A 15,287-nucleotide genomic window follows, 5' to 3' on the forward strand; every position below is an offset into this window, starting at 1 on the left:
GGGAGAACGGCAATGAAGTGGAAGACAACGACCGCCGCTGCGGCGGTTACGGTGTTTGCCCTTGCGGGCACCGCATCGGCGGAAGGCGAGCTCAACATCTACAACTGGGGCGACTACACCAGCCCCGAACTGATCAAGAAGTTCGAGGAAACCTACAAGGTCAAGGTTACCATCACCGACTACGACTCGAACGACACCGCGCTCGCCAAGGTGCGCGCCGGCGGCCATGGCTTCGACATCGTCGTCCCGTCGGCCAACTACGTCCCGATCTTCGTTGCGGAAGGCCTGCTGCTTGAAGCGCGGCCCGACCAGATGGAAAACTTCAAGAACGTCGACGAACGCTGGGTCAACGTGCCGTGGGATGAGGGCCGCCATTACACGGTGCCGTGGCAGTGGGGCCTGTCTGGCACCGGCGTGAACACCAAGGTCTATGGCGGTGACATCAACACGTCGGCGATCTTCCTCGACCCGCCCGCGGAACTGGTCGGCAAGATCAACGTCGCGCCGGAAATGAACGACGTGCTGTTCTCGGCAATCAAGTACTTCGGCGGCGACTGGTGCACGGACGACAAGGAACTGCTGAAGAAGGTGCGCGACAAGCTCGTCGAGGCAAAGCCCAAGTGGCTGGCTATGGACTACAGCGTCACTGAGAAGCTGCCGGCCGGCGACTATGCCGCGGTGTTCTACTGGAACGGCGCCATCATGCGCTCGCGCATCAAGAACCCGGACATCAAGTTCGGCTACCCGAAGGAAGGCTTCCCCTACTTCATGGACAGCGTCGCGATCCTGAAGGACGCGAAGAACGTCGACAATGCCAAGCTGTTCATGAACTTCATCATGGAGCCGGAAAATGCGGCGATGATCTCGGCCTTTGCGAAGTACGCGAACGGCATCAAGGGATCGGAACAGTTCATGCCGGATGACATGAAGGACGCACCTGAGCTCGTCGTTCCGGCCGAATTTGAAGCTGCTGGCGAGTTCCTCCTCTCTTGCTCGCCAGAGGTACAGCAGCTCTACACCCGCATCTGGACGGACGTTCAGAAGTAAGCGTTTTTTGCCAGCGTTGGGAGCTGGCCGACCGCCCGTTACCGCATCCTATCCGGAGGCCGCCCCAAGCGGCCTCTTTCTTAATGAAGAGATACAGCGTTTTGCTGCAATGCCCCTGCGGCGCGCCAAATCCGGAGGCCTGAGGCGGCCACCATAGCCCACCAGTGTATTTCACCCGCAAGCGTGGTAGACTTGCCTCTCCGTTCAGAGGGAGTTCGCCATGACGAACCTTTCCGTAGGATCATCCAGCGCGAGGCTGGCTGGTCAGGGCCTGAGCGCGGGGTGGCTTATGGCCCTCGCAATTTTCTTCATCATTCTCGGCTGCATCGGCCTCATCGCCAGCTACTGGATGACGGCGGTTGCGGTGTTCTGGTTCGGCGTGCTGGCCGCTGCCGGCGGCATCGCCGAGATCATCGACGCCTTCCGCCAGCGTGAATGGAAGGGCGTTTTCTGGCACGCCCTGATGGGCATCATCTACCTCGGAACCGGCATCCTGCTCGTCACCATGCCGCTTGCGGCGGCCTTCTGGCTGACGCTGTTCCTCGCCATCTCGCTGGTGGCGACAGGAGTGCTGCGCATCATCCTCGCCTTCCAGCTACGCGGTGAAAGCGGTGTCTGGCTCGCAGTGCTCCTCTCCGGCATTATTTCGATCCTGCTCGGCGTCCTCGTCTACCGCGCGGTCATTCCGCCTGACCAAGCGGTGCTGGCGACACCCGAAGGCATGACGCAGTGGCTGCAGTCGTGGGGCTGGGTGATCGGCACCTTCGTCTCGATCGAGCTCCTGATGGAAGGCTTTTCCCTCTGGACGATCGCGCGGCTGGCGCGAAAGGCTGCCTGACGCTGCGGCGCCCGGCCCAACCGCAGAGCGCCAGGAATAGAACGGCCGCGCCGACCGCGCTGTCGCGCAGCCTTGCGCTCGTGCTGATTGCGGTGATCCTTACTGTCGCGGCGCTATGGTTCGCCGCCACCGTCTTTGCGCCGCTTGCCTGCGCGCTGCTGATCATCGCCCTTGTCTGGCCGCTGCAGGCGCGGCTCGAGCGGTCGATCCCGCGGGCAGTCGCCCTCATCATCTGCATCCTGTTGATCCTCGCCGTGTTCGGCGCCTTCGGCACGATCGTCGTCTGGGCGTTCGGCCGCGTGATCCGCTGGCTGATCGCAGAGGCCCCTCGCTTCCAGATGCTCTACACGGAAGCGATGGCGTGGCTGGAGGCACGCGGCATCACGCTTGCTGGCATCTGGTCCGACTATTTCAGCGTCAGCCAGGTTCTGCGCACGCTTCAGAATGTTTCCGGCCGCCTCAACTCGATGGCGACCTTCTGGTTGATTGTCTTCGTTTACGTGATCCTCGGGCTGATGGAGGTTGATGAGTTCACGCGCCGTGCCCGCGCGCTCGACAACCAGCGCCTCGGCACAATCCTCGTTGGTGGCAGCCGGGAGACCGCCTTCAAGCTGCGCCGCTACATGCTGGTGCGCACCCTGATGAGCGTGATCACCGGGTTAATTGTCTTCGGCTTCGTCCGCTTCATGGGGCTCGGCTTTGCGGTCGAGTGGGGGGTCATCGCTTTCGCGCTCAACTACATCCCCTTCCTCGGTCCCTTTCTCGCCACCCTGTTCCCAACCGTCTTCGCCATGGTGCAGCTGGAGACCTGGCAGTCTGTGATCTGGTTGTTCGTAGGCCTCAACCTCGTCCAGTCGGTGATCGGCAGCTATTTCGAGCCGCGCGTCTCTGGTAACGCACTCGCGCTCTCGCCGGTCGTAGTCCTGTTCTCGGTTTTCCTCTGGGCGTTCCTGTGGGGCATCTTCGGCGCCTTCATCGGCGTGCCGATCACCATCGCAGTCGTCGCCTTTTGCGCGCAGGACCCGTCGTCACGCTGGCTGGCGGAGCTTCTTGGAGCGCCGCCGCGCAGGGAATGGACCTGATAGGTACCAGAAAATATCCATGCTATGATGACCCGTCACCGCGGGGCAGCACCGGTGGCAGGCGGGGGGAGGAGGGGTCAATGCATCTCCCCGACGACTTTCTCGATCCGTCGCAGTCCTACATTTCGACAGGAACGCTACCGCCGGAAAGTCAGGTCGCACAGCTGGTCAGAGAGGCGCACGAACGCTTCGGGGCGCTGGACCAGGGGCATGTGTCACAGGTCTATCCGGCACTTGCCCACGTCAATCCGAGACTCTTCGGCATATGCGTTGCCGGCACTGACGGGCGCCTCTATTCCGTTGGCGACGCCGAATACCTCTTCACGATCATGAGCGTGTCGAAGCCGTTCGTCTTCGCGCTGGTCTGCGATCTCATCGGCCCGACCGGCGTGCGGGAACGCATCGGCACGAACGCCACCGGCTATGCGTTCAATTCTGTCACCGGCGTCGAACGCATGGCCGACGGGCGCACGAACCCGATGGTCAATGCCGGCGCCATCGCAGCGACGAGCTGCGTGCCGGGAGCCAATGTCGAGGAGAAGTGGCGCTTCCTCATCGAGGGGCTGTCGCGCTTTGCCGGCAGGCGGCTCACCCTCAACGACGATGTCTATGTCTCGGCCTCGGCTACCAACTTCCGCAACCGCAGCCTGGCCTGGATGCTGGAAAGCGTCGGCCGCATCTATTGCGAGCCGATGGAAGCGGTCGAGCTCTACACCCGCCAGTGCTCGCTCAATGTCAGCGCGCGCGACCTTGCTGTGATGGGCGCGACACTGGCGCATGGCGGCTTCAACCCCTTAACACGCGAGCAGGTGGTGAAGCCCCAGACCTGCCACTACGCGCTCGCGATAATGCTCACCTCCGGCCTCTACGAGACCTCCGGCGACTGGCTCTACGAGGTTGGATTGCCGGGCAAGAGCGGTATCGGCGGCGGCATCGTCACCATTTCGCCTGGCAAGGGAGGCCTTGCGACCTTCTCCCCGCCGCTCGACGAGGCTGGCAACAGTGTCAGGGGCCAGCTGGCAACGCAGTTCCTGTCCCAAAGGCTCGGCCTCGACCTCCTGTTGTCGCCAGCAGACTGACGGGCACGCGCCGCGCAACCGGGCGGGTTGCCTGCGCACCTCACGCGGAGACAGACCATGGCAGCCGCGTCCGTATCGGCATCACATGCCGAAGTGCAGGACTCCTGGGTTCCGATGATCGCCATTGCCTTCGGCCAGGCGATCATGTCCTTCAACGTCGCCTCGCTGCCCGTTGCGCTCGGCGGCATGGTTGAGAGCTTTGGCGTTCCGCCCACGACGATCGCCACAGGCATCGTCGCCTATTCCATGATCGTCGCGGGCTTTGTCATGCTCGGCGCCAAGCTGGTGCAGCGCTTTGGCGCGCTACGGGTGTTCCGCATCGCCGTCATCGTCTTTGGGCTGTCGCAAGTGTTGATGACGCTGAGCCCGAACGCCGCCTCGATGATCACCGCGCAGGCGCTGTGCGGCGCGGCCGCGGCCGTTATCGTCCCGGCGCTGGTGGCGCTGATCGCCGAAAACTACCGTGGCCAGCAACAGGCAACCGCGCTCGGCACACTTGGCTCCGCACGTGCCGGCGCCGGCGTACTGGCCTTCCTGATCGGCGGCATCCTTGGCACTTATATCGGCTGGCGGCCGGTGTTTGGCATCCTCGTCGCGGTTTCGGCGCTGGTGCTGTTCCTGAGCTTCCGCCTCAAGCCAGATGCAGGGCGGCCCGACGTGAAGATCGATTTCGTTGGCGTCATTCTTGCCGCCTGCGCCATCATCCTGATCTCGTTCGGCTTCAACAATCTGAACGGCTGGGGCCTCCTGCTGGCCGGTCCGAATGCGCCCTTCTCGCTGCTTGGCCTGTCGCCCGCCCCAGTGATGATCGTCGTCGGCATCGTCGTAGGCCAGGCCTTCTTCCTCTGGTCGCGACGGCGAGAGAGGGCGGGCCTGACGCCGCTTCTGCCGCTCGCCGTGCTGGATTCGCCACAGGAGCGCGCGGCGGTCTACGCCATGTTCACCGTGGTAGCGCTTGAAGCTGCACTCAACTTCTCCGTCCCGCTCTACATCCAGATCGTGCAGGGCCGGTCGCCGCTCGCAACGGCGGTGGCGATGTTGCCCTTCAACCTGACGGTCTTCTTCGCCGCGATGCTGATCGTGCGCTTCTACACGCTGCTTACGCCGCGGCAGATCGGCCGCATTGGCTTCATCCTCTGCGCGGTGGCGCTGCTGTGGCTCGCCTTCGTCGTGCGCAACGACTGGAGCGAGGTGCCGGTCCTCCTCGGACTGATCGTCTTCGGCATCGGCCAGGGTTCCCTGGTGACACTGGTCTTCAACGTGCTGGTGACGGCATCGCCGAAAGAACTTGCAGGCGATGTCGGCTCTCTGCGCGGCACGACCAACAATCTCGCCGCCGCAGTCGGCACGGCGGTCGCCGGCGCGCTGCTGGTTGGCCTGTTGAGCTCGGCGGTGATGCGCCAGCTTGCGCAGAACCCGACGCTACCGATCGAGATCACGTCCCAGGTCAACCTCGACAGCATCACCTTCGTCAGCAACGACCAGCTGGCGGCGGCGATAGAGGCGACGGATGCGACGCCCGAGCAGAAGGCCGAGGCGCTCCGGATCAATACGGAATCGCGGCTTCTCGCGCTCAAGATCGGCTTGTTGATCATGGCGGGCCTTGCCTTCGTCGCGATCCTCCCCGCCGGCCGCCTGCCTGCCTACCGACCCGGAGAGATTCCGGAGCCGTAAGGAACGCATGATACTCCGGCAGCGGGTTCATCGCCCACGGTCCACGCATCGCAGCCGCTGAGCAGCAACGATGCGTCACCCTGCATGCAGTCGAACTCGGGGCCGCCCACCATCAGGATGTACACGATCCCGGCACTTCTACGCGGCCTGCTTGAGCCATGTAGCGAGATGCTCGAAAAGGCGAGCGACGGCTTCGGCGCCAGGGTCCGGATGTCCGATGAGCTGACGGGCGCTGAGATAGGCCGCGCGACCGGCGTTCGCCTTGCTCATGCTCGCGGTGCGGTCGGCCCCTTCGCGCGCAGCCTTCGCGGCAGCGGCGAGGCCTTGTGGCAAGGCCTCAAGGGCGGGAGCTAGCGCATCGACCATCGTCCGGTCACCCGGCTGCGCGCCGCCGATTTCCTGCATGCGCCGGAGGCCCGCATTCAAGGCTTCTCGCATCGGCAGGCCGCTGGAGGCCGCGTCCCCGGTGGCTGCAAAGAAGATCGCAAGCAGCACGCCCGACGATCCGCCCATCGTCTGGCTGAGCTCCAGCCCGATCGCGCGGTAGAGCTGCGTGTGGTCGGCAAGCGGCAGTCGGTGCATTGCGCCGATCAGCGAGCGCGCTGCGCCCGCGAGTGTGCTGCCCGTATCCCCGTCTCCTGTCTTAGCGTCGAGCGCGTTGAGGTCGGCCTCGGCGGCAATGAGCACCTCGCAGCAGGTGGTCAGAAACTCCTGTGTCGGCCCATGGTTCGACGGGATCGGCACCACAGGGGTAAGCCCGTCCGGCAGCGCCTGTACCGCCACGGAACCAAGCCGCGAAACCCGCGGCCAGGCGACGAGCGGCGTGTGCTGCTTGAGGAGCGCAATCTCGCCATCGTCAGCCGGGTAGATCGAGATCGAAAAGCCGTGCATGTCGAGGGAAGTCATCATCGCCGCGGGCCCGATCACGTGGTGGATGCGCGGCCCAATCGCCGAATTGCGGATCTCGTTGAGGATGATCGACATCTCGAGCACCGAGGTACCGCCGAGATTGTTGATGAGGACGACATGCGGCCTGTCCTCCATCTTCGCGGAGAGGCGCTCGACCATAGCCGCAACTGCCCCACGCGCATCGGCGAAGGCAACTTGCTCGGTGCCCGCTTCGCCATGGATGCCGAGACCGAGCTCGGCCATGCCGGCGGGGATGCGGTCCTCCTTAGGCGAGCCCGGGATGGTGCAGGTGCTGAGCGAGAGGCCGATCGTTTTGGCGCGGGAGGCTGCCTGCCGCGCCGCGGCCGCGACCGTCTGCAGGTCAGCGCCATTCTCGGCCAAGGCGCCTGCGATCTTGTGCACGAACAGGGTGCCGGCAATGCCGCGCGCCTGCGGCAGGTCGGGAAGCGCCACGTCGTCGTCAACGATCACCATATCGACATTGAGGCCGAACTGGCGTGCGCGCTCAGCGGCAAGGCCGAAGTTCAGCCGGTCTCCGGTGTAATTCTTGACGATGACGAGGCATCCGGCCGGACCAGTGACGGCAAGGATGCCTGCAAGAACGGCATCAACCGTTGGCGAAGCAAAGACATCCCCGCACACCGCCGCCGTCAGCATCCCCTCCCCGACGAAGCCGGCATGGGCCGGTTCGTGGCCCGAGCCGCCACCGGAAATGAGCGCCACCTTCGATTTGTCCCAGTCGTTGCGCACGACCACGCGGATGTGAGGAAACCCGTCGAGTCGTGCCAGCTTGCCGCCCGAAGCCGCGACCAGGCCTTCGACGGCCTCGGTGACAATGCTCTCCCTTGCGTTGATGAACTGGGCCATGCGTCTCTCCTAGCGGATCCTCTGGCCGTCGGCGTCGAAGAAGAACGGGTTGTGCGGTTCAATCCTGACGGTGCTGCCGGCGCTGAGCTCGGTGTGCGTGTTGGTCACGGTGATGATGGTGTGGTTCCTGAAGGCAAGGTGCAGACGCGTCTGGTCGCCGAGATGCTCGACGCGGATCACGGTGCTCTCCTCGCCGCTCCCCTGCGTGATCTGCTCCGGCCTCAGACCCATGGACCTGGCATTCGGGGGTGCCGAGCCAAAGATGTCGGCGGGCAGGATGTTGATGCGCGGCTGGCCGAGGCGGCTGGCGGCGTAGATGCTGACCGGATCCTCGTAGATCTCGCGCGGCGAGCTGAACTGCACCAGCCGGCCATGATCGAGGACGCCGACATGGGTCGCCATGGTCATCGCCTCGATCTGGTCGTGGGTGACGTAGAGCAGGGTCGCGCCGAAATCCGCCTGAATGCTCTTGAGTTCCACGCGCAGGTCGGCGCGCAGTTTCGCATCGAGCGAGCTGAGCGGCTCGTCCATCAGATAGATGGCGGGGCTGCGCACCAGCGCCCGACCGATCGAGACGCGCTGCATCTCGCCGCCGGAAAGCGCGGTCGCCTTGTTGTCGAGCTTGTGCGAGATCTGCAGCACCTTCGCCACCGCCTCGACCTTGCGGTCGATTTCCTCGCGCGGCGTGCGCAACAGCGGCGACTTCAGCGGGAATTCGAGGTTTTGCCGAACGGTGAGATGCGGGTAGAGCGAATATTGCTGGAACACCATCGCTACATTGCGCTCGGCTGGCGTCAGCTCGTTCATCAGCCGGCCGCCGATATAAACGTCGCCGGCGTCGGCCCTTTCGAGGCCAGAGATGACCCGCAGCGTCGTTGTCTTGCCAGCGCCTGTAGGACCGAGCAGCACGACGAACGAACCGTCGGGAATGGTCATCGACACGTCGTCCAGCGCGACGGTGGAACCAAATGTTTTCCTGATCCGGTCGAGCACCACTTCAGCCATGGCCGAGCACTCCCGCGTTTGCCTCCGACAAAAGCGCGCGACCGCTGGCATCATCAAAGACGGTCAGCGTGCGCGGATCGAACTCGAGCCCGACGATGTCGCCGGAGTTCACCTTGTTTGCGGAGGAGGTTCGCGCCTTTACCTCGCCGTTCAGTGTCGCGATGGTGACGATCTGGGTGGTGCCGAGATATTCAACCGCCCGCACCTCCCCGCGATACGGGGAGGCATCGGCAAGGCGGATATGTTCGGGCCGGACGCCGAGGGTCAGCCGGCCGCGGCGGCCTTCGCGTGAGGCGGGCACGGCTATCCTGTAGCCATCAAGCTCGACCATATTGCTTCCGGGCCCGATCACGCCTTCGAAGCCGAGGAAGTTCATCGGCGGTGAGCCGATGAAGTTGGCGACGAATTTGGTGGCCGGCCAGTCGTAGATGTCCTGCGGCACCCCGAACTGCTCGACGACGCCGTGGTTCATCACCACGATCTTGTCGCCCATCTGCATGGCTTCCAGCTGGTCATGGGTAACATAGACTGTGGTTGCACCCATGCGGTCGTGCAGCGCGCGCAGCTCCTCTGCCATTCGCTCGCGGAACTCGGCGTCGAGCGCGCCAAGCGGCTCGTCCATCAGGAACGCTTTGGGGCTGCGCACGATTGCACGGCCGAGGGCGACGCGCTGGCGGTCGCCCGAGGACAAGCCGCCCACATGCTTGTCGAGGATGTGCTCGATGCCGAGGATGCGCGCGACCTCATCGACGCGCCGGCGCACTTCGGAGCGCGGCATTCCCTGGCTGATGAGCGGGTAGGAAATGTTCCGCCGCACATTCATGTGTGGGTAGAGCGCGAACATCTGGAAGACGAAGGCAATGTCGCGGCCGGAAGCTGGCACCTGCGCGACATCCTTGCCATCGAGCAGGATCTGCCCGGAGCTTGGCAGCTCAAGCCCCGCGATCATCCGCAGCGTCGTGGTCTTGCCGCAGCCGGAGGGGCCGAGCAGCATGAAGAACTCGCCGTCCTCGACGGTGAAGGTTGAGTCTTCCACGGCAACGAACTCACCGAAGGACTTACGCAGGTTTCTGATGACGATCGAAGCCATGCGCTACTCCGGGAAGTGGCTGACGATGATGAACATCACCGTGCCCGCCAGCGTGACGAGGAACGACCAGGTGAACGCCCACATGAAGAAGGGCTGCATCATCATCACCACGCCGAGGCCGATGATGATCGACGCCGCCATCTCCCACGGACCGCGCCGGAAGATGCGGCGGCGGCCGCTCGACGCGACGGTGCTGCGAGCGGGCGAACTATGTGCGGAACTGCTCATTTGCGGACCGCTCCGAAGGTGATGCCGCGCAGGAGGTGCTTCCTGAGCAGGACGGTGAACAAGAGAACCGGGATGAGGAACAACGTCGCCCCGGCAGCGACGGCCGGCCAGTCCTGCCCGCCGACGCCGATGATGGTGGGGATGAAGGGCGGAGCGGTCTGCGCAGTGCCGGAGGTGAGCAGCACCGCAAAAGCATATTCGTTCCACGCGAAGATCAGGCAGAAGATCGCGGTCGAGGCGATGCCGGTCGCGGCCTGTGGCAGCACCACCTTGTAGAACGCCTGGAAGCGCGTGTAGCCATCGATGAGCGCCGCTTCCTCGTATTCGCGCGGTATCTCGTCGATGAAGCCCTTAAGCAGCCAGACGGCGAGCGAGATGTTCACCGCCGTGTAGAGCAGGATCATGCCGAGATGGGTGTCAGAAAGCCCAAGCTCGCGGAACATCAGGAAGATCGGGATGGCCACTGCAATCGGCGGCATCATGCGGGTCGACAGGATGAAGAACATCAGGTCGTCCTTCAGTGGCACCCGGAAGCGCGAGAAGGCATATGCCGCAAGCGTGCCGAGGAATACCGACAGAAAGGTCGAGCCGAAGCCGATGATGATGGAGTTCAAAAACCGCGCGCCGTAGCGCGAGGGACCGGTGATCATCATGCCCTGGTCGCGCACGATTTGCTCCGCGAAATTGGCCGGCGGCGGCAGGTTGCCGACCTGGTCGATCGGGATGCGCGTGCGGGTGGTGAACAGGTTGACGTAGCCCTCGACCGTCGGGTCGAAGATCACCTTGGGCGGATAGGCAATCGCATCGTACGGCGTCTTGAAGCTGGTCGCGAAGATCCAGATGAGCGGCAGGAGCGTGATCAGCGCATAGGTCGCAACCAGCGCGCCTGCTACCCACTTCTGCCCCGCGGACGGCTCGGTGACGGAATAGCTGCTCATCGATCCTTCACCCTGTTGAGCGCCTTCACGTAGATGGAGGCGAGACCAAAGACGGTGACGAAGAGGATGATGGCGTAGGCGGACGAATAGCCAGTGCGCCACTTCTCGAACGCCTCGCGCTTGAGGTCGATCGAGGCGAGCAGCGTCTCGTCGCCCGGCCCGCCGCCCGTCAGCAGCACGACGAGGTCGAACATGCGGAAGTTCTCGATGCCGCGGAACAGCACCGCCAGCATCAGGAACGGCAAAACCATCGGAATGGTGATCGTCCAGAACTGCCGCCACTTGGAGGCGCGGTCGATCTCGGCCGCCTCGTAGATGTAGTCGGGGATGGAACGCAGCCCCGCGAGGCAGATCAGCATCACGAACGGCGTCCACATCCAGGTGTCGACGATGACGATCGCCCACCGCGCCCAGCCACCGGGACCCAACATCGAAAAGGACGAGGCCGGGATGCCTGTGACGAACTCGACCGCGTAGTTCACGAGGCCGATCTGCGGCTGGTAGAGAAACGTCCAGAAATTGCCGACCACGGCCGGCGACAGCATCATCGGCATCACAATCAGCGTCGTGACGAGGTCGTTGCCGCGGAATTTCCGGTTGATCAGCCAAGCGAGCGTGAAACCGATCAGGACCTGGAAGAAGATCGTCCAGAACAGGAAATGGGCCGTGGTCTGCATGTTCGACCAGGTGTCGGCGTCGGTCAGGATCCGCTCATAGTTGCGCAGGCCCACCCACTCGACCTCGCGGTTGGGGCGGTTTGCGGCGTAGTTCGTGAAGGAAAGCCGGATCGTCCAGATCAGCGGGAAGATGTTGACCGCAAGCAGCAGGAAGATCGCAGGCGCGACGAAAATCCAGGCGATCGCCCGGTCGCTCAGCCCGCGAAATTTGCGGGCAATGCCTGGCGGCGTTGCAGCGGCAGCGCGATCGATCACCGATATCGACATCAGTCCAGCCTCCCTCGGACAAGCCTCGGACGCGGCCGGCAATTGCGATGCCGGCCGGTCACGTCTGGATATCAGGGACGTCAGAGCTTGCCGTCGTCCTCGAAGGTTTCGGTCCAGTCGGCGATCAGGCCGTCCAGAGCCTCCTTGGCGGTACCGTTGCCCGCGACGACGTAGTCATGGAACCGCTTCTGCGAGGCCTGCAGCAGCGTGGCGTAGCTGGGCTCAGCCCAGAAGTCCCGCACGATCGCCATCGAGTCGAGGAAGGTCTGCGCATAGGGCTGGCTGGTGGCGAAGGACGGGTCCTCGACCACGGCCCGCAGGCACGAGAAGCCGCCGGCTGCCCACCACTTCTTTTGGACCTCTGGCTGGGCGAACCACTTGATGTATTCGAGCGCCGCGTCCTGCTTCTCCGAGTAGGAGACAACCGAGATGCCCTGACCACCAAGCTGCGCATAGCGGGTGCCGTCCGGGCCAGCCGGATTGACAAGGTAACCGGTCTTGCCGCCGCCGACATTGGGGTCGGCCTCGAAGCCCGGCCAGGTGAAGGCAAAGTTCATCTGCAGCGCCACCTGTCCCGACTTATAAGCGTCGATGCCCTCGCCCATGTAGGTGTTGGACGTGCCGGGAGCCACGCAGCAGTCATAGAGCGACTTGTAGAATTCGAGGCCCGCCACCGCGCCTTCCGAATTGACGAAGCCCTCCATGTCGTAAGGCTGGTCCGGGTTCTCGTAGAGGAAGCCGAAGCTGTAGAGCACATCCATCACGCCCATGGTGATGCCTTCCGAGCCGCGCTCGGTGTAGATCGAGGCACCGTAGACGGTCTTGCCGTCGATCTCGCGACCCTGAAAGAACTCAGCGATCTCCTTGAGCTCCGCAAAAGTCTCCGGCGGCGTCAGGTCGCGGCCGTGCTTTTCCTTGAACTCCGCCTGGATTTCCGGCCGTTCGAACCAGTCCTTGCGATAGGTCCAGCCGACGACGTCGCCGAATGCCGGCAACGCCCAGTAGTTTGGCGTGTTCTTCGGCCACTCCGAATAGCCAGTCACTGTAGCCGGGACAAAGTCCTCCATCTTGATGCCGTTGGCGTCGAAGAACTCATTCAGCTTGACGTAGTGGCCGTTCTCCGCCGAGCCGCCAATCCATTGGCTGTCTCCGATCATCAGGTCGCAGAGCTTGCCGCCCGAGTTGAGCTCGTTGAGCATGCGATCGGCGAAATTTGGCCAGGGGACGAACTCGAAGCTCATCTTGTGCCCCGATTGCTTCTCGAACTCCTTGGAGAGCTCGACAAGCGCATTGGCCGGATCCCAGGCGGCCCAGCAAAGCGTCAGATCCTCGGCGGCAGCCGAGGTGACGCCTGCGGCGCCGATCACGGTCGTCAGGCTGAACATTGCAACGGAACTTGCGAGAAATGACTTCACGGTGACCTCCCAAATCGAACCAGCAGAAACGATTGTTTCGCATGCAATTCGGAAGGATCGCGGGCCCTAAGCCCACGCCGCATCAGTGGCTGGTCTGCGCCACACTCCTCCCGCAGGATCCTCCGCAACCAGCCCTCCTCGACTGGCCGCCATCCTCGCAGCCAAGCTATCTGAGGTACGCACGTCATGGCAAGAAAAAATTGAGGTACGTACCTCATTAGCAGTTGCGTGACCCCTTCTGCGGTCTTACACGTCGGAATGGAGGATCATTTCGCTAGCATGAGGCCTACGACCCGAGACCTTGCAAGAGCCGCAGGCGTCAGCCTTGCCACGGTCGACCGCGTCCTAAACGGACGTCCAAATGTTAGCGAAAAGGCGATGCGGCAGGTTTCCGAGGCGATCGAGCGCATCGGCTTCGTGCGTAACCTTGCAGCCGCCAATCTTGCCCGCAGCACCACCTACCGGCTTCGCTTCATCCTGCCACAGGCAGGGGACCAGTATCTTGCGGAAATCATGGAGGAGATCCGCGTCGTGAACGACGCGCTCAAGTCGGAGATGGTGAGCGCCGAGATCGTGCAGATGGCGATCGAAGATCCCTATCTGGTGGCGAGCTACCTCGCCGCGATCGATCCTCGCAGGGTAGAGGGTGTCGCCATCATGGCGCCGGAATCGCCGCAGGTCCGCGATGCATTGAAGCGTCTCGTCGAGCGCGGCGTCCATGTCGTCAACTTCCTGTCGGGCAGCCAGCAGGCACCCGGCATCGAATTCGTCGGCATCGACAACTACGCGGCCGGTGCCACCGCCGCGCGCCTCGTCGGCCGCTTCTGCCGCAAGGAACGCGGCTCAATCATGGTAATCGCCGAGACGATGCGGGCACAGGACAGCAGCCAGCGCCGCCTCGGCTTCGACGACGTCATCAACCGCGACTTTCCGCACCTGTCGGTGCTGCCCTCGCTGGAAACCCATTCCGACATGGAGCGCACGCGCCGCATCATCGCCCGCACGCTCGAATACAACCGTGACGTCGTTGGCCTCTATGTCCTGAGCTCCGAGGCCCGTGCACCGATCTCCTGCGCGGCCGAATTCATCAGCCTCAACGACATCATCGTCATCGCTCACGAGCGCACGCCCTTCAGCGTCGAAGGGCTGAAATCCGGCGCCATCGACGCCGTTATCGCGCAAAACCCGGGCCACGCTGTGCGCAGCGCCGTCCGCCTCCTCCGCGCCCGCATCGACGGCCGCTCGGTGCTGAAGTCTCAGGATCAACTGAGGATCGAGATCCTGCTGAAGGATAATCTGTAGGAACACCATTTTCGTCCGGGCTCATCTTAGATGACCCCGACAGGTCATTTTTTCTACGACTTCAAGTTTCCGTGAGGGCGATACCGGATCCCCCCTTAGTACACCTGCCTTCATCCTTTAGTATGAATTGCAACCGTACATGGCGCGTAGAAATATTACGTTACCATAAGTCTGGAGGGGGCTTGGTTATGCGTCGAATCTCCATAGCATTTGTAGATGATCATCCGGTCCTTCTTGGTGGGCTTGCGCATATATTTTCGGAGATTCCGCGATTTTCGGTGGTCGGGACGGGGCGGTGCGCGGCGGATATTGATCTGCTTTCGGAAAAGCATCCCGACATCATCCTCGTCGACCTCAACATGCCCGGCGACGCCTTTTCTGCGATCCGCCGCAGCCAGGAGATCTCCCCGCCCACACACATCCTGGTGTTCACCGCCTCCGCCGGTATCGATCATGCCGTCAAGGCGCTGGAAGCGGGTGCGACCGGCTATGTGCTGAAGGGCAGCACCGACGACGAGCTCATCCAGGCAATCGATACGGTGCTGGCCGGCGAGACGTTCATTACGCCAAGCTTTGCCAGCAAGGTGATCTCAGCACTGCGGAATTCCTCGGTGAGGACGCCGTCCGATCCGTCCATCAAGCTCAGCGTCCGCGAGGACCAGATCGTGCGCCTGCTGCTGGTGGGGCGTACCAACAAAGAGATCGCCGAACGCCTGAAGATCAGTGAAAAGACCGTCAAGCACTACATGACGCTGCTCATGCAGAAGCTGCATGCCCGCAACCGCGTGGAGGTGGTGCTCGCGGCCCAGGAACTCGGCACCTTCGCGACGGCACGCGGCGACGTGCAGCAGACCCCGCTGCTCAACTGA

At 63.3% G+C, this 15,287-nt stretch carries 14 protein-coding genes; 7 read left to right on the top strand and 7 right to left on the bottom strand.

Features of this window, described 5'->3' with window-relative positions:
* Positions 1–12: 12 nt before the first annotated feature.
* The 5 genes from L630_RS0115025 to L630_RS0115045 all read left to right on the top strand — a co-directional run bounded on the left by L630_RS0115025 (position 13) and on the right by L630_RS0115045 (position 5,720).
* On the top strand, positions 13–1,047 hold the full coding sequence (locus L630_RS0115025) for an extracellular solute-binding protein (RefSeq protein ID WP_024849068.1): 1,035 nt from the start codon (positions 13–15) through the stop codon (positions 1,045–1,047).
* A 289-nt stretch (positions 1,048–1,336) separates the two neighbouring features.
* On the top strand, positions 1,337–1,885 hold the full coding sequence (locus L630_RS0115030) for a DUF308 domain-containing protein (RefSeq protein WP_051473290.1): 549 nt from the start codon (positions 1,337–1,339) through the stop codon (positions 1,883–1,885).
* Positions 1,886–1,944: 59 nt separating this feature from the next.
* The gene (locus L630_RS0115035) at positions 1,945–2,967 is read left to right on the top strand and encodes an AI-2E family transporter (protein ID WP_034330499.1); all 1,023 of its coding nucleotides are present in this window, start codon (positions 1,945–1,947) and stop codon (positions 2,965–2,967) included.
* A gap of 80 nt (positions 2,968–3,047) precedes the next feature.
* Positions 3,048–4,046, top strand: a complete 999-nt coding sequence (glsA, locus tag L630_RS0115040; RefSeq protein WP_024849071.1) for a glutaminase A — start codon at positions 3,048–3,050, stop codon at positions 4,044–4,046.
* 57 nt (positions 4,047–4,103) lie between these two features.
* The gene (locus tag L630_RS0115045; RefSeq protein WP_024849072.1) at positions 4,104–5,720 is read left to right on the top strand and encodes an MFS transporter; all 1,617 of its coding nucleotides are present in this window, start codon (positions 4,104–4,106) and stop codon (positions 5,718–5,720) included.
* Between the two features lie 138 nt (positions 5,721–5,858).
* Here the strand turns inward: L630_RS0115045 and L630_RS0115050 are convergent, their stop codons facing one another.
* The 7 genes from L630_RS0115050 to L630_RS0115080 all read right to left on the bottom strand — a co-directional run bounded on the left by L630_RS0115050 (position 5,859) and on the right by L630_RS0115080 (position 13,086).
* The gene (locus tag L630_RS0115050) at positions 5,859–7,496 is read right to left on the bottom strand and encodes a dihydroxyacetone kinase subunit DhaK (RefSeq protein WP_024849073.1); all 1,638 of its coding nucleotides are present in this window, start codon (positions 7,494–7,496) and stop codon (positions 5,859–5,861) included.
* Positions 7,497–7,505: 9 nt separating this feature from the next.
* The gene (locus L630_RS0115055) at positions 7,506–8,501 is read right to left on the bottom strand and encodes an ABC transporter ATP-binding protein (RefSeq protein WP_024849074.1); all 996 of its coding nucleotides are present in this window, start codon (positions 8,499–8,501) and stop codon (positions 7,506–7,508) included.
* A complete protein-coding gene (locus L630_RS0115060; RefSeq protein ID WP_024849075.1) occupies positions 8,494–9,591 on the bottom strand; it encodes an ABC transporter ATP-binding protein in 1,098 nt (365 codons plus the stop codon). The genes L630_RS0115055 and L630_RS0115060 overlap by 8 nt, the downstream gene beginning before the upstream one ends.
* 3 nt (positions 9,592–9,594) lie before the next feature.
* Positions 9,595–9,819 carry a hypothetical protein gene (locus L630_RS0115065; protein ID WP_024849076.1) on the bottom strand — a complete coding sequence of 75 codons (225 nt, stop codon included), beginning with the start codon at positions 9,817–9,819 and terminating at the stop codon, positions 9,595–9,597.
* Positions 9,816–10,757 (bottom strand): carbohydrate ABC transporter permease, encoded by a 942-nt coding sequence (locus L630_RS0115070; protein WP_024849077.1) that lies wholly within the window; start codon positions 10,755–10,757, stop codon positions 9,816–9,818. Before L630_RS0115070 ends, L630_RS0115065 begins: the two co-directional genes overlap by 4 nt.
* Positions 10,754–11,701 (bottom strand): sugar ABC transporter permease, encoded by a 948-nt coding sequence (locus tag L630_RS0115075; RefSeq protein ID WP_024849078.1) that lies wholly within the window; start codon positions 11,699–11,701, stop codon positions 10,754–10,756. The genes L630_RS0115070 and L630_RS0115075 overlap by 4 nt, the downstream gene beginning before the upstream one ends.
* 80 nt (positions 11,702–11,781) lie before the next feature.
* Positions 11,782–13,086, bottom strand: a complete 1,305-nt coding sequence (locus L630_RS0115080; protein ID WP_051473292.1) for an extracellular solute-binding protein — start codon at positions 13,084–13,086, stop codon at positions 11,782–11,784.
* A 309-nt stretch (positions 13,087–13,395) separates the two neighbouring features.
* Here L630_RS0115080 and L630_RS0115085 point away from each other — a divergent pair, with 309 nt between their 5' ends.
* Both L630_RS0115085 and L630_RS0115090 read left to right on the top strand, forming a co-directional pair.
* Positions 13,396–14,418, top strand: a complete 1,023-nt coding sequence (locus tag L630_RS0115085) for a LacI family DNA-binding transcriptional regulator (RefSeq protein ID WP_024849080.1) — start codon at positions 13,396–13,398, stop codon at positions 14,416–14,418.
* 188 nt (positions 14,419–14,606) lie between these two features.
* Complete coding sequence (locus tag L630_RS0115090) at positions 14,607–15,287, top strand: response regulator transcription factor (RefSeq protein WP_024849081.1); 681 nt, start codon at positions 14,607–14,609, stop codon at positions 15,285–15,287.

It is taken from the genome of Aminobacter sp. J41, assembly GCF_000526635.1.
Taxonomy (GTDB): Bacteria; Pseudomonadota; Alphaproteobacteria; order Rhizobiales; family Rhizobiaceae; genus Aerobium.

Excerpts from the sequence above, each read along its gene's own strand:
- L630_RS0115080 (WP_051473292.1), bottom strand. The coding sequence starts at position 13,086 with ATGTTCAGCCTGACGACCGTGATCGGCGCCGCAGGCGTCACCTCGGCT.
- L630_RS0115070 (WP_024849077.1), bottom strand. The coding sequence starts at position 10,757 with ATGAGCAGCTATTCCGTCACCGAGCCGTCCGCGGGGCAGAAGTGGGTA.
- L630_RS0115090 (WP_024849081.1), top strand. The coding sequence starts at position 14,607 with ATGCGTCGAATCTCCATAGCATTTGTAGATGATCATCCGGTCCTTCTT.
- glsA (WP_024849071.1), top strand. The coding sequence starts at position 3,048 with ATGCATCTCCCCGACGACTTTCTCGATCCGTCGCAGTCCTACATTTCG.
- L630_RS0115045 (WP_024849072.1), top strand. The coding sequence starts at position 4,104 with ATGGCAGCCGCGTCCGTATCGGCATCACATGCCGAAGTGCAGGACTCC.
- L630_RS0115075 (WP_024849078.1), bottom strand. The coding sequence starts at position 11,701 with ATGTCGATATCGGTGATCGATCGCGCTGCCGCTGCAACGCCGCCAGGC.
- L630_RS0115065 (WP_024849076.1), bottom strand. The coding sequence starts at position 9,819 with ATGAGCAGTTCCGCACATAGTTCGCCCGCTCGCAGCACCGTCGCGTCG.
- L630_RS0115055 (WP_024849074.1), bottom strand. The coding sequence starts at position 8,501 with ATGGCTGAAGTGGTGCTCGACCGGATCAGGAAAACATTTGGTTCCACC.
- L630_RS0115050 (WP_024849073.1), bottom strand. The coding sequence starts at position 7,496 with ATGGCCCAGTTCATCAACGCAAGGGAGAGCATTGTCACCGAGGCCGTC.
- L630_RS0115025 (WP_024849068.1), top strand. The coding sequence starts at position 13 with ATGAAGTGGAAGACAACGACCGCCGCTGCGGCGGTTACGGTGTTTGCC.
- L630_RS0115030 (WP_051473290.1), top strand. The coding sequence starts at position 1,337 with ATGGCCCTCGCAATTTTCTTCATCATTCTCGGCTGCATCGGCCTCATC.
- L630_RS0115060 (WP_024849075.1), bottom strand. The coding sequence starts at position 9,591 with ATGGCTTCGATCGTCATCAGAAACCTGCGTAAGTCCTTCGGTGAGTTC.
- L630_RS0115085 (WP_024849080.1), top strand. The coding sequence starts at position 13,396 with ATGAGGCCTACGACCCGAGACCTTGCAAGAGCCGCAGGCGTCAGCCTT.